Here is a 17,745-nt window from a genome sequence, read left to right on the forward strand (position 1 = left end):
TTTCTACAATAACTCACCATGATAGAGATTTTTTATCCTACTAGATTGATTTTTTTGTTGTCATTTTGATTGATTTTGTATCGAGTTGATGTTAATTATGTTAAACTTATAAAAGTGATTGTGTGGTAAGAGTTTTATAATGACAATATCAAAACAGCAGCAAGCTCAAAGAGAGTATCTTGAAAAAATTACTGCTCGAGCGATCCAGCAAACGTTGCAACAAAAGCCATCCTCTTTGCTTTTTGATCCCCAAGGACGGGTGTTGATTGATGTTAAACTATCTGAAGAGGAACAGAGGTTATTCAAACAAGGTTTCGGCAACACTAGAAATCCCTCCCCAATAACCACAGTAAGTTTAGATATTACACAAATCAAAGAGCTTAATGAAGCATACGAGCAGCGTTATGGTCTTGATAAGTTAAGTAAAGATCAGTGCGCTAAATTATCAGCGGTAAGAGGAAGTATCATTCCTCTCCAACAAGAATTTCATTTTCACATAGCACTTGCAGCACGTACTTACTCAAAAGTTGACAATAGACGGTTTCCTAAGGAACAAATGGATATTGCGCATCAAAAGGCAATGATGCGCATACAAGTATTAATTGAGCAAGCATTTGTTGATGCATTAGAAAAAGCTAAGGAAGGAGAACTATTAAATGATGTGAAGCTTATTCAAGAATTAGATAAAGCACGGAAAAATATTTCTGCAGAAGCTCATAGCATTTTAGTGGAAGAAGTGATTGAAGAAACGGGCTACCATTTATCAAGAGAAGATTTAGAAAAAATAGAGCACAAGCATCTGACTGAAAAAACGGCAGCTTCGCCTAATGACTTATTACATATCGATCAATCATTAGAACAAGCAATTTGGATTTCTGGTTCTGAAAATACTGCTCATGAGCGTATTCGTCATATGGCAGGAGCATACGCACTTGCCGATAGGCAAATTGTGACTCTCGCTCTTAGAGAAGAAAATCAAGGGAAAGTACGCTTACAAATTAGAACACCTTCGCTTGATGTGAAAAAAGGTCTTCCCCTGGATAGTGCGATTGACGATGTCAGTGTGAAATTTCTAGCACTTGCTGATAAATATTCAATGCATGATTCTATCGCTGAGAATCCATTAGGACGAAAAGCGTTTACATATAATCTCCATACTGCAATTAATCATACTCTGGATGATTGGTTTAAAGATAATAAACAATCGTGGGGGGCGCGCGTTATTTTAAGTGGTGCTCACTTATATAATAAAGTTCAACTTGAATCAAAAAATCCAAAAACTTTTTGTTTTGTGCAAAATTTGTCGGTTAACGGTTTTGGCGATAGTTTGGGATATGGATGGAATATTGGTTGGAATAAGCTGAGAAATGAAGCTACCTTAATGGCTGAAATGGCAATGCTGCAAAATCTGGTAGGACCAACGGACAATCTCCCAGAAATTCAGAAGGTATTCACTCTTTATGAACAATTTTTGAGAAAAGCTAATGCTTATGGGGAGAATTACTTTTCTAGATCTCAGGAAGGTCAAGAGGCCATAAAGCAAATTAAAGCGATAAAAGCAGGTTGGACCCAACAAGATGCAAGAATACATGAGGCAGACGCCACCCCAGTAGACAAAGCAAAAAAAGCATTAAAAACAATCATGGCGAATAATCTACATCATACACATGAATACGCCAAACTCGTTCAATCACTCTCTATATTTATTGAAGAAGCTTCCATCGCTGGATGTAAAAGTGGAAATGAGCGGGCGCAAGCAATTAATGGTAGAGTAGCAATTTTAGATCATGAAGCCGGTAAACTTGACAGCACCATTTTTAACGCTATTGATGCTTTAGCTAAGGCGAAACCAAGTGATGTTAAACGGTTTGCGTCTGACTTAAAACGTAATTTAGATGATAAATATGATAAGCACTTACAAACAGGCTTAACGTTAATTAGTGATGTCGATCAAGGTGCATCTGCTAAATCAAATGCCAAAGCCCCATGGTATAAGTTTTGGACAAAGTTTAATCCAAATTATGCAGAGGAGCCTTCATTAACACATCTATCTCAAGAGAAATCTGGAAACATGCAGGCACACAAAGGACTTCCGGAGGCGATGGCTACTGCTTCAGGACATGCTAAGAGTTTTAGCTCCTATCTTGGCATTGGTAAGATAGGAATTGCTTTGAGTCTTATTCTCTTTCCGATTAGCTTGCCTGTAGCTGCAGGGATTTATCTGTTTTCTTATAAACCGTACAAAGAAAAGCTTGAATCAAAAGCAGCAGCAAGAATAAAAAAATGTGAAAAAACTTATGCAGAACATATAAAACAGAATTCCCAAAAGGTTGTAGCCAGCTATGAAATGGCTAATCATCGGCTGAATGCGCCTAAAATTGAAACAGAAGTTGGTTTGTCTGTAAAGAATCATGAGCAAGAAGGTGAGCATCAATATACTCAAATTTTCTCTGGCTCCAACCAGTCATTAAACGTTGAAGCGGAAGATATTCATCAACATATGAGCCAATTTAAAGGGGTTTTTGAGCAAATAAAAACACGAAAACAAAAGAAAGATCCTGAGGAGGTTGTTTATAAGATCCCGTCGGCTCAAGTGAAACAGTGATATGCTACTGTAAGAGACAGTGAAGCATTTTATGTCGCTAACACTCCTTTAATTTTTTCTTTTATTGTTTCCGGTAATTGGGTTAAAGGAAGCGTATTTAATGCTGCTTCTTGATATAAACGTCTTATTTTATCGTTTTTTATTGTTTCTAAATGAAGCGAAATAGTGTCAATATCTCCTCTTGCCAATGGACCTGTAAGTGCTTCCGTTATATTTTCGGTGCGTTGTAAGTTATCTAAATTTCCTTGCATGAGTTTGACTATCATTTGTCGGCTTTGTTGCGAGTGAATTCCAGCTTTAAGAAATAGTTCTTCACTACAAGCGGCCAATGTAATTAGATAATTCGAAGCCATACAGGCTGCTGCATGATAGGTTGCTTTTGCTTCAGATTCAATGGCAATAAGATTTGCGCCCAATTGAGTGAAAGCGCTTCTTAACCACTCACAGACTTCATGATCCCCTTCTAAGACACAGTCAACTTGCTTAAAGGCAGCAGATTCTAAGTAGTTTGTTTTGAATGCTTTTAAAGGATGAAAACTCGCAATGAAACAGCCTTTTTTTCTTAATGGAGCAAGTAAAGCAGAGCTAAATACACCACTACAATGAATGACGAAATTATTTGGTTTTAAAGTAGCACTCTGAGTTAAAGTTTCTACAATAGGTTGAATGGCATCATCGTTACAGCAAATCCAAGTGATTTCAGCTTCTGGAAAGAGTTCAATTTTATCGACGGCCCTACCAGAACCGATTTCATGACATACATTTTTGGCACTGGCCAAGTTACGGTTACATATGGAAAAGGATGAGATAAGCCGTGCTGTAGATAAGGCTAAAGCAATATTTTTACCTAATCGACCTGCACCTATGATATTGCATTTCATGTTTTTTCCGCTCAAAAGAAAGACATTATAAATTATGCCTTTATAAAGGAACAAAAAATACATTTTTTGTAAAAAATTATCACCATTAGCACGAATTATTGGTTATAATACTCTCAATTTTTCATATTGAGAATGAGTTATGCCTTATTTGGTTACAGGAAATGCACAACAAATTTTCCATGCTTTTGGACAAAATTGGGCCGTTGCGGAAGGAAAAGATGATATTGGAACCATTCGCTTGGATTTTCCACGTACGCATTTTTTGGGTACTCCTGAAGAAGCCATAAAGCATTTTAATATATGGAATACGAAAGCTTTGGGGCAATATTATTTGCAAGGGAACATGTCTGCAGGGAATTTACATTATTTGCTCGGTTCTAATCCGCTTATGAAAGAAAATGAAGACCCAGAGTCTTACAATTCAAATTTTATCCGCCAACATTTTGCTTATATGAGTGATAAAGGAGAGCCCTGTGGACTTATGGTGATGTATCGAAAAGATAACCCAAAGCAATGGATTATGGGGCTAGTAAAAAAGGGTCATGCTGCGCCTAAAGATCGAGAACTTATTTTTTTATCAAGCTTTGATCTGACTCCATTTATTTCTGTATCTGATCAAAAGGAACCTACTCCTTCTTCTGCTCCTTTTTCAAAAGTGACTGTTTCTTCTGTAGATTTTTTGGATAATCCATTAACCCAACGAATTGACGCTGATTTACCAAAAGGCTTATTAAAAGATGCAATTAATGCAGAGACTGGTGAACTAAATTTACGTTTTCAGCGTGTCGAATTAATGACACGAAAATTACAAGTAGAACAAGAAACAGCGACATTATCCGACCCTGTTCCATTTTCCGAGCTCAATTTATCTGCATTATTTGCAGACAATCGAGCTTTGGATTTGATTATCCAATATAATTTTGCCAACTTATTTCCCTTGTCTTCTACTTTACTGCGTGATCTTTTGTCAGAGTCCAGTCCATTGCGAAAAGAAATTGAGTCAATTAAATTGACTGAAGATGAAAATCGTAATAAGAATTTATTAAAAATCGTTCTTGTATTTTATAAGTATGGCTTGTTGGAAAAGAATCGACACCTACTTAATGATCCGGTGTTGATGCAAAAATTTGGCAGTTTAATGGGGAGTGAAGCACAAATTAAACTAATCCCATTTTTAAAACAAAAAAAATACTCTGATGAGTTAATTCATCTTATTTTATCGGAACCCGCCTACTTTAAAGCCATCAATATGTTGGTGGATTTGGAGCCTGCACTCACTGAAAATGTGCCACAATTTTTTAAGAAAGACGCAAAAAAATTAGAGGATTTGAAGTTTATTCATTCTTTATCTAATGATGATACTAAGAGGCTTTGCTTGCTTTTTTGGGTTAAGGAAAATCTATCTGAGGATGGTTATCAACAAATTATTACCGCAACGAATCGATATCCATTATTAGCTTCCACATTAGTTGCTTTAGATCAAACAAAAACTAAAACTATTCATCAATTGCAAGCGCTGGCTGTAAATCCCGAACAACATTTACGAAAATCAATTCTTTATCATTTTCGAGAAGAGCTGAATACATTTCATGGTATCTCGGCAAATTTACATAAGCTCTCTCTTCAGGACTTAGAAGCAGCTAGTGAGTCTTTAATTTTATTGAAAAAATTAAAAATTACTGATCCTAAGTGCTACCGTTTAGTCGTAGATAAGGGGAGCAAAGGACACGCTTTACGATTGCTTTTACCGCAGCTAGCGACCATAAAGAATGAAGAACATCAAAAATTATTAATTGAAATTCTTTTTGTTGGGGCAAAGTTTAATATCGAATCTCAAGACAAGAGAGTGCGTGCGATAAAAGATCAAGAACCCTTAAAAGAGTTGGCCATTACTCTCCATGAGTGCTTTAAGTGTGTGATGCAATTGCAGGATTTCATGTTTGACAGAGAAGTAGTTGAGTTTGCTGCTCAGAAAGACTCCGAAGAGGCTAGGCGTTTCCGACATATTATTTTGTGTATTCTGGAACAGTGTAAAGTAGTTGATGGACGTTTATCGGGATCAAAGTCTCATAGAGAGATGTTTCTGAAATGGGATCAAGAAGAAAAAAATTACAGAAAAGCATTATATCAAATTGCTTATGATGGGTTAACAAAGTCTAATGTAAATATACGTGCCCAATTACAAGAGGCAGAAAATAAAATTTTGGCGATTGTCGATCCAGAAATTGAATCAGATATTTATAAGGCCTTAATTGTTTTTGCAAATATAATTATTACTGTTTTATCCTTTTGCTTTGCTAATGTCATAAAATATAAAGCTACTGGCAATTGTTGGTTTTTTAATCAAACTCGATCTGGAGAAGAGCTACGCGCTCTTGACAGAGAGATCGTTGATGTTATTGCACCAGAAAAAAATGATGAAGTGGGTGCATGTGGGGTGCTCTCATTCTGTTGAAAATAATTAACGTTCTAAATAACATGAGTTCGACATAAAAGACATTTATGCCTTTTATGTCGTAGCATTGTTGCTCAGGCAATAATCAAGTGGATGTTTATTATCAAAAAACACAATAAATAATCTAAAAGATCAAATTTTGCCCTGCTGTTTAGTTTCCTTGTTCTTTGTATGAAAATTATTCTTGAACTTCTTAAAAATTTCTGCTTAATATGAACTATTCTATATGGACGACTGTGAATTAATGGATTAAAAAATGGGAATACCAAAAAAAGCACTGAGACATAGTCAATTCATCACAAAAAAACCTATTTCTGATGGTTCTCATAAAATATTTTCTGTTTCATTTGAAGAAGATGGTGTTACTAAGAAGGCCTTTTTTAAAGAACTTGAATCTCAAAGACATTATCCAGAGTTATTAGCTAAAATAAGTGTAGCAACTTCTGCATTCAAAAAATCATTTCAGGGAAAAAGATCGGCTGAAGAAAGGTTAGTTTTTGATGATGAGGATCGATTAATCGGAACGTTATCTATTTGTGTTGATAATTTTAAACCTTTTAATTATGCGGAAGATGGAGTTCCAGTTAACAGCACTTTAAGAGAGCAAGTGGCTCCAAGTGTGAAAACATTGGTTGAAAAAAACATCATGGAACTTTTGTTTGGAAGATGGTTTCTTGATGATGATGATGGCCATCCGCATAATTTGAGTTTAAATGCGGATATTGATTTTGATATGTTTTTTTATTGGTTTACGATTCATATGAAAGAACCAAGATCAGTCATCGGCATTCCTAAAAAGCACGTTTTTCTTTCAGTTCCAGATTATGAGGCATTTCCTAATGTTCAAGATTCCAAGCCTTATCATTGGCCATCATATACACATCCAGGCAAAGTGACTATTCCGGTACTTTTGCCGGGACAAGACCAGGTTCTACCTAAATTATTACCTAAAGCCTATGCAGATCCAGTGCAATTTGCCCGTTTGGCCCAAGATTCCGTTGCCCAAGAACAAAAACTAGCAGCGGCTTTAAAAGCGTTATTAACTTATCAACCCGAAGTACAACGTAAACGCCTAACAGAGCTTTTTGGTGACTTAACGTTAAACTACACCTCTTTGGATGAAACAAATAAAGAGCTGCGTGCTAAATATGAAGAGCTCTATCCTGATCTTTGCAATGAAAAAACAAATACAGAGCCCTTTGTTGATTTTATGATGAAGCTCTACCAGGAACATTATGACAACTTATATCGAGTGGTCGTTTTTTATATGGGATGTATTAATAACGGTTATGGAATTCCTTTGCCACCAACGTGTTTGGCTCTTTATCAAAAACCTTCTTTTTATCGTAATATCGAAGAGTGGGTCAAAAATGAAAATGATACAACTTTCGCGAAAGAAGATGAGCTTAAATATGATCTTGCTGAGTTACAAAAACGTTATCATCAAGTTTGGCGAGATGCGTTTGCTCCCACGTTAAAGGAACTTCTTCATAGTTCATACCGACTTACAAATGCATTACTCAAGGAAGCTACTAGCCCACCTCATATTCAGATCTCTGAAATTGTGAGCAAAAAAATTACTGATGATAGTCTAACCAGCGCATGGGAATTATTTGGGGACATGCCTGAGCTTTCTGCTGAAGCCATTGAAGAAAAAATCAGTGTCGATAAAGACAGTAAGTTGCGTGACGCCTTACTCGCATTAGTTGCATTTATCAATGAGTTTCGTGCCATAACAAAAGACTACTATACAAAAGAGCGAAAAGATCTGATTGAAGAACATAATCTCGAGTTTTCAACCAAACTCACATTACTTCATCAGCAATACAATTTAAAAATTCGCCAAGCTTTAGCAAATACAACCACTTATGCATTTGAATTTAACAACATTGCATCAAGTCTTAAGTTAATTGCTGAACAGGTTAATTTCCCATTGCATTTAACTACTACAGATAAACTGATGGAGGAGGCCTTACTTTCTGTTAAAAAAGAGGTGTTGCCTTTCACCCATGATGATGTGAAAAAACAATACCATGATTCTTTATTTATTTGGGCAAAAAATTTGAAGCCAGAAGAGTTAGAGCGGTATGTTACTGATATTATTGATAAAAAATATGCTCCTTTATTGTCTACTTTTTCATTTCGCCAACGAACAGAGCCTGTGAAAGAATATTTAAGAGCGAGTACAAATGAAAGTGGCGATAATCGATTAGCTTATATTTTAAGTTCAGGATCCCAACAGGAAGGAGCCCTGAATAAGCTCATCATTGAGGGGCTTACTCCTTTAATGTTGCAAGAACATCCTATACCCAGCATTGATGTTGCCATTAGAGATAAAAGTTTTGAGCGAGGCATAGCAGATTTTACTCGTGATGTAGTATTTTTTGCTAAGAAAGATAAACGATTTACTCATCCTTTTAGTGATACGGGTATCTCATTAGTATACCGGGCTGTTTATGATTGGGTAGATAGCTTAACTGAAAAATCATTTAAAAGTCTCATCAGGTCTTCATTAAAACAATATGAATCAAAAACATGGGGAAGTTATTGGGGCTCCTCAAGACGCTCAGAAGTTGAAGGATATCTTCAGGGAAATTGTAATGCAAAAGCATTGGCTATGATTTTTATGAATGGATTCGATTCGTCAACATTAAACGAGTGCTTATTTACTAAGATAGTTGAAACAATTAAAAAGGAATTTGCAAGTGGTGAGTTTCCTGAAATGCAGCAAGATCCAAAATACCAATTAGTTGCAAATTTTAATTTGGAAAAACATAAGGCATTTTATCTTGCTAATCTAAAACATCATAGTGAGACTATTGCCGCGTCACACCGTCAACTCCAAATTACTTACAGTTTAACGCACTAAAAAATATAAGCTATATTTAAATTAGAGAAAAAATGTGACAAGCATTGTTGCCGTTCGTCGGTTGCATTTTTAGAGCTAGGTCACAAATCATAGTTTGTGACTCCTGAGCGTATAGGTTATGATTTCTTTTTTTAAAAAGCAGTGAGATTTTGCATGTCTTTAGATTTATTAAAAACATTGCCACAATATATTATACCCAAACAAAGTCTGACCATACTTGCTGGTTTCTTGGCGGATGTGAAACATATCAAAGTTAAGGATTATCTTATTCAACGCTTTATTCACGAGTATCAAGTGAATATGAGTGAAGCTTTAATCGAAGATCCATCTGCATACCGATGCTTTAACGATTTTTTTATCCGTCGTTTAAAACCTGAGTGCAGGCCTTTGGCTCATGCAGGCATCGTTTCTCCGGTAGATGGTTGTATTAGTGAAATAGGCTCAATAGAGGAAGGCAAGCTGATTCAAGCGAAAGGGCGTCACTATACTGTCTCCGAGCTTCTGGCGTGTGATCAAGAAATAGCGTCTCAATTTATTAATGGGCGTTTTGCAACGTTGTATTTATCGCCTAAAGACTATCATCGCGTGCATATGCCGATAGATGCCGCAATTACCTCGATGACTTATATCCCTGGAGCCTTATTTTCAGTTCAACCGTCAACTGTTCGAGTAGTGCCTAAGTTATTTGCTCGTAATGAGCGTCTGGCTGTCTTTTGTTCCACTCAAGTCGGTCCTATGGCTATAGTGATGGTTGGCGCAACTATAGTGGGTTCTATAGGAACGAGTTGGAATGGAGAAATTAAACGAAGTAAAAGCCGCGTTGATTTTAAATATCCCTTGGCTAATAAAAGAATCGCTCAAGGTGATGAAATGGGCTATTTTAAGTTGGGTTCTACTGTTGTACTGTTGTTTGCCGATGGGAGTAATGTGCGTTGGAATAAGGAATTAAAAGCAGGAAGCCTACTGCGTTTTGGTGAATCTCTAGGTGAAATTGAGTAACTCAAAGGGGTACGTGTTCACGCTACATGCATCAAAAGCCTGTATTTTCCCTATCTTGCGCGAAAATGATTCTCAGAAGCCTCACATACGGATGTATGCTCTAATGGCACTAAGTTACGATCGTGCTCTACGTACCGCGGTTTGTCCGTGGGATGTCGAGAGGCGAAGAGTTTACTCAAAAAACCTTTATGCTGTTAATTAAGTGCAAATAATGTACCTAATTTTTTAGTGATAGCATTTTGATAAACTACTGAGGCTATACTTAAATCTTGAATAGAAAGTCCTACTGATTTGAAAGCGGTAAGTTGATTTTTGTAATCTGGTTTTTTATGAAGTAACCAATCACCTATTTCAATCATTGATTCTTGTTTTAAGGTACCTTGTTTTAGAGCGCTAATAATTTCACCTGCTTCAGTTAATGCTGCATGCAATTGATCGACAATCACCACCGCACGTCCTAACAAATCATTACTTATTTCCTTCATCTGCGCAGTATGTGAACCTATGGCATTAATATGTGCATGGGGTTGTACATCCTTAAAATCGAGTAGAGGCTCGGTACTTCCGGTTGCAGTACAGATAATGTCTGCATTTTTAACTGCTGATGAAATATGATCATATACATTGATGACATATTGATCTGCAAATTTTTCTGCAAAGTGTTCGGCATTTTTTATAGTTCTGGACCATACGGAGACTTGTTTGATATCACGTACTGCTGCTACTGCTTGCAATTGAGTTTCTGCTTGAACTCCTGAACCAATAATTGCTACATGAGTTGCATTATCTTTTGCAAAATAGTGACTTGCTAATCCCGAAACAGCCCCAGTTCTTAATGCAGTTAAATAACTGCCATCCATTAATGCTTGAGGCTCTCCAGTGCTAGCATCAAGTAACAGGATACAACCTGTAATAGATGGTTTGTTCTTTGCATTATTTCTAGGGAAAATAGACACTACTTTTAATCCTAAGGCTTTATCATGAGCCAGATAAGCAGGCATTGTTAAAGTCAAAGCATCCTCTTCCTCAATGGGTATTCCAGTTCTCAGTGGTAATTGGACTTGTTGTTTGGCTAATTGAATAAATGCATGTTCCATGGCTGTAATCGCTTGATTCATGGTAATGCATTGCTTGACTTCATCTAAAGATAATAAGCGAAGACTCATGATAAATTCTCAACCTCCAAATTCTTTGGTTAATGCAGCGAATAAAGTTGGGTATTTGAACTTAAATTGATATTCAGCTAAACGTTGAGGGGCTACGGTCTGTCCTGATAATAACAACTCTTCGCCCATTTGACCAAGTAAGAGCCGAATACTCCAAGCAGGTAACCATAAAAACGCAGGCTTTTTTAAAACTTGAGCTAATGTTTTAGTAAATTTTTTTTGTGAGACGCATTCTGGCGCTACTAAATTTATCGGACCTGTAATTTCTGGATGTGCTAACAAAAAGAGAATAGCATGAACAAGATCGGTGCTATCAATCCAGGCTAAGGGTTGCTCTCCGGAACCAAACACAGCACCCATTCCATATTGAGTAGGAAATTCCAACTTTTTTAACATCCCCTCCCCTCGTTTTAGAACGACGCCAAAACGCATTAAGGTAACTGGCATGCCCCGTGCCATCCCTTTTTTTGCTGCCGCCTCCCATTGCGTAACTAGCTGTGTTGAAAAACACATTTCGGGAGAACTAATAGGTATTGAGGTTTCAGTAAATGTTATATTGTCTTGAGCTTGCTTTTTTTGTAATCCATAAATACCAACAGCACTTGCATTATATAAATGTGGTTTTTTATTTTTTGCGGTGGTGCCCCATTCTACCAGTTGATTTGTTGTTTTAAGACGACTTGATAACAGTTGGTCTTTAATTTGGGCATTCCAACGATGAGCGGCGATACTTGTTCCTGCTAGATTAATTATTGCATCAAATTCATCTGGATTTAAAGTATCAAGCTTATTCCAAGTGGTTGTCTGAACTGTATTTGAGAATACTTGCTTCACTTTTTCTTCATTTCGTCCTAACACATGAATTTCATGTCTCGATTGAATGAGTTCAGGTATCAATGTTTGACCTACTAACCCTGTTCCTCCACCAACAATGATTCTCATCAGGCTCTCCTTGTTGTACTAGGTTAAGAGGAACTTATTGACAACAATGATTTTTAATGACTTCGATAATCCATCGCAATCGTCTATCATTTTCTAATCGTTTATGGTAATGGATCATAATTCGGTATTCCTTTATAGGAAAGGGGAAGGATTTAATTTCAAACTGGTACATGCCTTTTAATAAAACAGCCAAAGAACGTGGCATCATTGCAATACAATTTGTTTGACTTATTACTTCACATACATTAATTAAATTAGGCACAATGATTTTTGTCTTTCGCTTACCAAATCCTGCTAATATTTTGAATAACATGTTGTCTTTACGTAGATAACTAAATTGTACTTCAACATGATCGGCGTTAATAAAATCTTCTGTAGTTATTTCCTGATTCACAAGTGGATTTGATGAGCCCATCACGCAAACAACCTCATCAAAAAATAAGAGTTCCGCATTGGCGTTATTTCCAGTTTCAAGGAATGCCGGTCCAATTGCAAAGTCAACTTCAGTCGCTAATAGATGTTCTAGATTGACGTATTCTGACAATGAAAGTGTTTTTAGCGTAAAATTTGGAGAATGGATGGATAAATAGGCACATAGCTTCGACAAAATAAGAAGCTCTCCGTGAACTGATAAAATAGCTTTAAACGATAACTCTTCAGTTAATGGATCAAAAGTTGTTTCTTGAAAAATATTTTTAGAGCTGTCTAAAAATATTTTAATTTTTGGTGCTAAATCTAAGGCTTTTTGTGTAGGTTGAAGCCCGTGTGCTTTTCTAATAAATAAAGGATCGTCAAATAGTTCACGTAATTCCTTTAAAATATAACTCATAGCTGTTTGTGTTAAAAAGGTTTTCTCTGCCGCCTTTGAAACGGACAGTTCAGTCATTAAAGTATCAAAATGAATTAATAAATTTAAATTAATTCTTCTTATATCCATAAAATATATCCCGTAACAAACGGTTTTAATTAGTAACTAGTTATAAGTATAGTTGAAAAATGTGGAGCATTTAATTTTTTAATATCAATATATATTGAAATTGAAAAAATTGAAATGATTTAGCGCGTGTTGCGAATAAATGAATGATTTGATTGATGAGTAGGTAGCTGCTGTCTGATGGTCTAAATGTCAATGTTCTGTACTTTTTTATTATTCTTTGCTATTAAGATGGTGTAGGGTAGAACAAATTAAATATTTTATTATTATCAAATTCGTGGCATTGAATGGAGTAAATTTATGTCTGTAGCTTCAGTAAGAAAAGTTTATAATATCTATGCTTCTTTCTACGATTTTTTATTTGGGTCTATTTTTAGTCCGGGTCGTTCTCTATGTACCAGCATTGTTAATAAAGGTGCAAAGCCAAATGCCTCAGTTCTTGAAATTGGCATTGGCACAGGATTGTCATTACCGCTGTATCGATCGGATTTACGGATTACTGGGATAGATATTTCAGAAAAAATGCTGGAAAAAGCGCAAGAGCAGGTTGTAAAAAATCGGTTAGAAAATAGGGTACAATTAAAAGTTATGGATGCTGCTCATTTAGATTTTCCTGATAATAGCTTTGATTTTATTGTGGCTATGTATGTTGCTTCGGTTGTTCCAGATGTTAATGCCTTCTTGCAGGAACTAACTCGTGTTGCTAAACCTACTGCTGAAATTATATTTGTAAATCATTTTGCTTCAGAACATCCTGTAATTCGTTTTCTTGAAAAAAAATTTGCTCTTGTGAATAAACTGGTAGGCTTTAAGTCCGATTTTTCAGCCCATTTAATTCTCGATTACAAGCAATTAAAGCTATTGGACTCTCAAAAAATTAATCTATTTGGCTATTGGAAATTATTACACTGTAAAATTAAAAAGGACAAACTCGAGACCGAGACGTAAAAATCCTTAGCTTAAAGTAATGGTGTGGACCTTACTACTTTAAAGTGGTGTCTAAGGCTTATTGGTTACTCCCACTGCCTACTATCGCGCTTTCTGGGCGCGACTTCCAGCCTGGCGCTAATCCTCATACTCGTTTAAATCAAAAGCCTCTTGTAAATTTTCTAATTGCTCTGCAACTGCATCCAATTTTTCAAAACTAGCAATATGAAACAATGCTTGTCCTGAATGTACCAGAGGTAGTTTGCTTTCCCCAATGATAATACCGGATATCGGGGATTTTAATTTATACTCCTCGGTGCTTGATGGGTTTGCTATAATCGCAATGACTTGACCTTTTGTGACTTTATTTCCGGATTTTTTAATGTGTCTTAAAATTCCGCTGATAGGCGCTCTTAACCAATAACTGTTTCTTGAAACAGTAGGCGTGCATTTTTTTATACTGTATTTACTTGGTTTAATCATTCCAAGCTCTCCCATAACACTTAGAATTCCATTGATGCCTGTTCTAATAGATAACTCATCAAATCGTAGTGATTCTCCTCCCTCATAGACTAGAATAGGAATCCCTTGCTCATTGGCATATTCCCTCATCGAACCGTCTCTAAAGGTGGAATGTAAGATCACTGGAACGTTAAAAGCACGAGCTAAATCTTCAATTCCTTGCATATCAAGATTTGCCCGAATTTGCGGTAAGTTAAATCTATGATTTGAACCGGTATGTAAATCAATCGCATGTGTCGATTGAGATAAAATTTGTTGACTGATGATTTCTGCAAGAATTGAAGCAAGAGATCCATTGGAATTACCAGGGAAAGAGCGATTTAAATCTCTTCGGTCCATTAAGTAGCGTTCTTGATATAAAAAACCATACACATTAACAATTGGAATGGCAATGACATTTCCATTGATATGCTTTAATCCTTTTTTTTTCAAAAACCTGCGAATAATTTCAACTCCATTGATTTCATCGCCATGAATGGCTGCGGTAATACAAAGTGAAGGTCCTTCTTCTGGACCATTGATTACATGTATGGGGAGGCTGATAGGAGTCCAGTCATATAATTTGGGCATAGGCAATAAAATGGTTTTACGTTGACCGGGTTTGATTTTTTCATCGCCAATCATAAGAGACGCTTTACTCATTATTATCCTTAAATTTATACTTTTATAAAAAAAGTGTAGCTTGTATTTTATGAGTATAGATAAACTGCTTAATAAGGCATATGATATTTAATACAGAAACCATTGGCGTCAAAATTCTCCCGAGCTATGCTTATATGAAATGAATGGAAACGTCTATTCCACTGTAATGGTTTTAAGCGTGCAGACAATTCGGGTGCTTCAATGAGGAGTACGTACCAAATTACCTTCTCAGATTTATGATGCCAATGTTTTGTGTTACTCACCTTCTCAACTTCTTTGATCTGAAATTGAAACGTAGTACCAATAGGCAATGACTTAATCTGTTCCGGATTTAATTCACCCGAATAAAATACAGTAACATGACTTCCAACAGGGCTTTTTGCAGGTGCAATACAAGGAATATCTTCTGCCTCAGCATGTCGTACTAAAATAGGGTATAAAACAGTTAAATAGTCATTAGATACTTTTAAATAGACATACCCATCTTTTGTAACTTCCAATGTTCCTTGTGCTGATAAGGTTCGAGCAGTATTAAGAAGATCGGGATTATTGAGTACAGTTACTGTGCTCGAATTATTAGTACCACATGAAATTAATAAAAGAATCAGAAAGCTCTTATAAATAAATCGAATTAAAGTGTTCATAATAGTTCAAGTCTCTTATAACGCATGTTTATATTTTACATGGTACGGATGCTTCGTTTTCTTCAAAGCAATCGTTCTCATCTTTGAGATGAAAACTGTTCTGCTGCTGCTTGAAACACAGCTAAATTCCAATCGTTCACTACTTTATAATTTTCATAAGAAATAGGAATAATAAATATGAGTGTATTATTTGTTACATCACAATATACAGAAACCGAAAAATTCATACCTTCATTTTTTTCTAGAGGTGAAGCAAGGGATTTTTTCACTAATTGTACTAATATACGAAAATAATCGCTATTTTCTGGTATTTTTTCAACATTATGAATCACTAATTTTTTACCCTTAAATTCATAACAAATACCAAAAGGGAAGTGGTGGACAAATTCAGTAAAAATTGCCTGATGTTCTTTGGGCAAAACTAAATGATTTTCGTCTAATGCTTTAATTTTTTCAAAGGGTAATAATCTATTTTCTTTTAAGGCGTTTTGTAATGCCTCTAAGCCGTTTACTGCATCGCTACATAAGCGATAATTTTCAATAATACCCGCCGTTTCTATAGAAATCAAAGAGAGCGTATCTTTTAAATGAAGCTCATTTGATGCAAAGAATAATAGTAAATTATGATTGTCAATCCATAAGATATGAGGTGATTTAAATGCATTTGATAGTATTTTTTGGAGTTGGATTTTATTCTTCAATTGAATCTCGGCATCAATTTTAAAGGAAATGATAGTTGTCGGTTTTTGATGATGAATAAGTGCGTTCAGCCAGTCACCATACGAAAAAGACTGGCTGGTTTTAATCGAATTTTTTAAGGGCAAAAAGTGAGGTTTATAGATGTAAATATTACCCAAGAATAAAACAACAAATAGAATGAATACGTGTAAGTATAAAGACTCAATGGAAATAAAGGCGAAAACGGAGGTCAATGTAATTAAACCACTAAAAACAACATCTACGTAATAACGGTTACTAAAGGCATTTATTTGCAAATAGGCCATGCTAGAGCGTAGGATAAAAAACACCAATAAAAGTAAACTAAAACTGAATGCATTTTCTTGAAAATATCCTACATAAAATAATGCAGTGATTAGCCAGAAAAAAAAACCGATTAATGGTGTGATATACAATATACGTATATTAAAACTTTTTATAAATCGATTTAATGAAGAAATACTGCATTTTTTTATGTCGAAATAAAATAATCTTCCCCAAATGGAGCTGGCATTTAATAATGGAGCAATGAAATAGAATAGTTTGTAATAGTCATTATAAGGAGCATGATTAAGACTGTAATAATACATAATCCAAATTAACATACCTTCTAGACTGATAAAAATACTTGCTAGGCCAGCCCAAAAAAATTCGGGGATAAAAATTTGGGGAATAAAGTGTCGAAACTCTTTAAATTTTGGCCATATTGGTTCTGGCCATTGATGCATTGTATATGAGTTTTTAATGTAATAAAGGCTTAGAGCAGAGCCTAGAATTGCACTGCAAAAAGTATTTAATACAAGGGTATACCCCCCTGTAAGCCACCAAAAAAACATTAAAAATACCATACTTGCCAAAGGCAATAACAAAATGGAGAAGAGGGGGCGAAAAACACGAAATTTTGCATAAATACCCGAACGGCGGACTTCAACAAAAATATGTAGCCCTAACTGGAAAATCACTGCAGCAATATAGCAATTCGCAAGTACATGTTGAGAGCCAATTTCAGTTAAGGCGAGAATACCAAATACAAGGCTTGTGATAAAGCAACTGATTAAAAGAAGTATTGCCAGAAATTGCCAATTTCCTAACTCACGAGCAAGAAGATTATTTTGTTGGGAACCCCGCAGATGTCGTATGCGAGAGCGCATCACCTCCAACATTCCCCACCAACCTGCATTAATGACGAAAATTGCTGCACGAAATAAAATTAAATTCTCAAGATGAGTACTTGTAAAAATAAGAGTTAAAAAGTAGAACTCAAGGACATGTACTGCCATCGTAAAAATGACATTAATACTGTAATAACGTAAGCGGAAAATAATATAAGCTAAAATATTTTTGCCAAATAAAGCCTCATTAAAACTAACAAAATTTGCTTTCCTTCTTTTCTGTTTGTCGACCCATTCTTGTGTTGTTTGCAACGGATGATTCATTGCAAC

Annotated in this window: 12 protein-coding genes; 5 read left to right on the plus strand and 7 right to left on the minus strand. The window is 35.6% G+C overall.

Features of this window, described 5'->3' with window-relative positions; genetic code table 11:
* Positions 1-139: 139 nt before the first annotated feature.
* Positions 140-2,605: a hypothetical protein gene (locus tag Lgra_RS06640; RefSeq protein WP_058498471.1), complete on the plus strand. Its 2,466-nt coding sequence runs from the start codon at positions 140-142 to the stop codon at positions 2,603-2,605.
* Positions 2,606-2,634: 29 nt separating this feature from the next.
* On the opposite strand, the gene Lgra_RS06645 is transcribed toward Lgra_RS06640, so the two are convergent.
* Positions 2,635-3,486 carry a Rossmann-like and DUF2520 domain-containing protein gene (locus tag Lgra_RS06645; protein WP_058498472.1) on the minus strand — a complete coding sequence of 284 codons (852 nt, stop codon included), beginning with the start codon at positions 3,484-3,486 and terminating at the stop codon, positions 2,635-2,637.
* A gap of 139 nt (positions 3,487-3,625) precedes the next feature.
* Here Lgra_RS06645 and Lgra_RS06650 point away from each other — a divergent pair, with 139 nt between their 5' ends.
* The 3 genes from Lgra_RS06650 to asd all read left to right on the plus strand — a co-directional run bounded on the left by Lgra_RS06650 (position 3,626) and on the right by asd (position 9,809).
* Positions 3,626-5,941, plus strand: a complete 2,316-nt coding sequence (locus Lgra_RS06650) for a hypothetical protein (RefSeq protein ID WP_058498473.1) — start codon at positions 3,626-3,628, stop codon at positions 5,939-5,941.
* Between the two features lie 256 nt (positions 5,942-6,197).
* On the plus strand, positions 6,198-8,810 hold the full coding sequence (locus Lgra_RS06655; RefSeq protein WP_058498474.1) for a hypothetical protein: 2,613 nt from the start codon (positions 6,198-6,200) through the stop codon (positions 8,808-8,810).
* 153 nt (positions 8,811-8,963) lie between these two features.
* Positions 8,964-9,809, plus strand: a complete 846-nt coding sequence (gene asd, locus Lgra_RS06660; RefSeq protein ID WP_058498475.1) for an archaetidylserine decarboxylase — start codon at positions 8,964-8,966, stop codon at positions 9,807-9,809.
* Positions 9,810-10,003: 194 nt separating this feature from the next.
* On the opposite strand, the gene Lgra_RS06665 is transcribed toward asd, so the two are convergent.
* Genes Lgra_RS06665 through Lgra_RS06675 form a run of 3 tightly spaced genes read right to left on the minus strand, consistent with a single transcriptional unit; the run spans position 10,004 to position 12,854 of the window.
* On the minus strand, positions 10,004-10,975 hold the full coding sequence (locus tag Lgra_RS06665; protein WP_058498476.1) for an ornithine cyclodeaminase family protein: 972 nt from the start codon (positions 10,973-10,975) through the stop codon (positions 10,004-10,006).
* Positions 10,976-10,984: 9 nt separating this feature from the next.
* Complete coding sequence (locus tag Lgra_RS06670) at positions 10,985-11,917, minus strand: TIGR01777 family oxidoreductase (protein ID WP_058498477.1); 933 nt, start codon at positions 11,915-11,917, stop codon at positions 10,985-10,987.
* A gap of 34 nt (positions 11,918-11,951) precedes the next feature.
* Positions 11,952-12,854 (minus strand): LysR family transcriptional regulator, encoded by a 903-nt coding sequence (locus tag Lgra_RS06675; protein ID WP_058498478.1) that lies wholly within the window; start codon positions 12,852-12,854, stop codon positions 11,952-11,954.
* Positions 12,855-13,151: 297 nt separating this feature from the next.
* On the opposite strand from Lgra_RS06675, the gene pmtA reads away from it, so the two are divergent.
* On the plus strand, positions 13,152-13,799 hold the full coding sequence (gene pmtA, locus Lgra_RS06680) for a phospholipid N-methyltransferase PmtA (RefSeq protein ID WP_058498479.1): 648 nt from the start codon (positions 13,152-13,154) through the stop codon (positions 13,797-13,799).
* Between the two features lie 117 nt (positions 13,800-13,916).
* Here the strand turns inward: pmtA and Lgra_RS06685 are convergent, their stop codons facing one another.
* The 3 genes from Lgra_RS06685 to Lgra_RS06695 all read right to left on the minus strand — a co-directional run bounded on the left by Lgra_RS06685 (position 13,917) and on the right by Lgra_RS06695 (position 17,739).
* Positions 13,917-14,942, minus strand: coding sequence for a succinylglutamate desuccinylase/aspartoacylase family protein (locus Lgra_RS06685; RefSeq protein ID WP_058498480.1), 1,026 nt, complete (start codon positions 14,940-14,942; stop codon positions 13,917-13,919).
* A 68-nt stretch (positions 14,943-15,010) separates the two neighbouring features.
* Entirely contained in the window at positions 15,011-15,586 is a 576-nt protein-coding gene (locus tag Lgra_RS06690) for a hypothetical protein (protein WP_058498481.1), read from the minus strand.
* 77 nt (positions 15,587-15,663) lie between these two features.
* Positions 15,664-17,739 (minus strand): hypothetical protein, encoded by a 2,076-nt coding sequence (locus tag Lgra_RS06695; RefSeq protein WP_058498482.1) that lies wholly within the window; start codon positions 17,737-17,739, stop codon positions 15,664-15,666.
* Positions 17,740-17,745: the final 6 nt, after the last annotated feature.

The organism is Legionella gratiana (assembly GCF_001467695.1).
Classification (GTDB): Bacteria; Pseudomonadota; Gammaproteobacteria; order Legionellales; family Legionellaceae; genus Legionella; species Legionella gratiana.

Bases quoted from the DNA above. Each gene is read 5' to 3' on its own strand.
- pmtA (WP_058498479.1), top strand. From the start codon at position 13,152: ATGTCTGTAGCTTCAGTAAGAAAAGTTTATAATATCTATGCTTCTTTC.
- asd (WP_058498475.1), top strand. From the start codon at position 8,964: ATGTCTTTAGATTTATTAAAAACATTGCCACAATATATTATACCCAAA.
- Lgra_RS06695 (WP_058498482.1), bottom strand. From the start codon at position 17,739: ATGAATCATCCGTTGCAAACAACACAAGAATGGGTCGACAAACAGAAA.
- Lgra_RS06670 (WP_058498477.1), bottom strand. From the start codon at position 11,917: ATGAGAATCATTGTTGGTGGAGGAACAGGGTTAGTAGGTCAAACATTG.
- Lgra_RS06650 (WP_058498473.1), top strand. From the start codon at position 3,626: ATGCCTTATTTGGTTACAGGAAATGCACAACAAATTTTCCATGCTTTT.
- Lgra_RS06640 (WP_058498471.1), top strand. From the start codon at position 140: ATGACAATATCAAAACAGCAGCAAGCTCAAAGAGAGTATCTTGAAAAA.
- Lgra_RS06685 (WP_058498480.1), bottom strand. From the start codon at position 14,942: ATGAGTAAAGCGTCTCTTATGATTGGCGATGAAAAAATCAAACCCGGT.
- Lgra_RS06675 (WP_058498478.1), bottom strand. From the start codon at position 12,854: ATGGATATAAGAAGAATTAATTTAAATTTATTAATTCATTTTGATACT.
- Lgra_RS06645 (WP_058498472.1), bottom strand. From the start codon at position 3,486: ATGAAATGCAATATCATAGGTGCAGGTCGATTAGGTAAAAATATTGCT.
- Lgra_RS06655 (WP_058498474.1), top strand. From the start codon at position 6,198: ATGGGAATACCAAAAAAAGCACTGAGACATAGTCAATTCATCACAAAA.
- Lgra_RS06690 (WP_058498481.1), bottom strand. From the start codon at position 15,586: ATGAACACTTTAATTCGATTTATTTATAAGAGCTTTCTGATTCTTTTA.
- Lgra_RS06665 (WP_058498476.1), bottom strand. From the start codon at position 10,975: ATGAGTCTTCGCTTATTATCTTTAGATGAAGTCAAGCAATGCATTACC.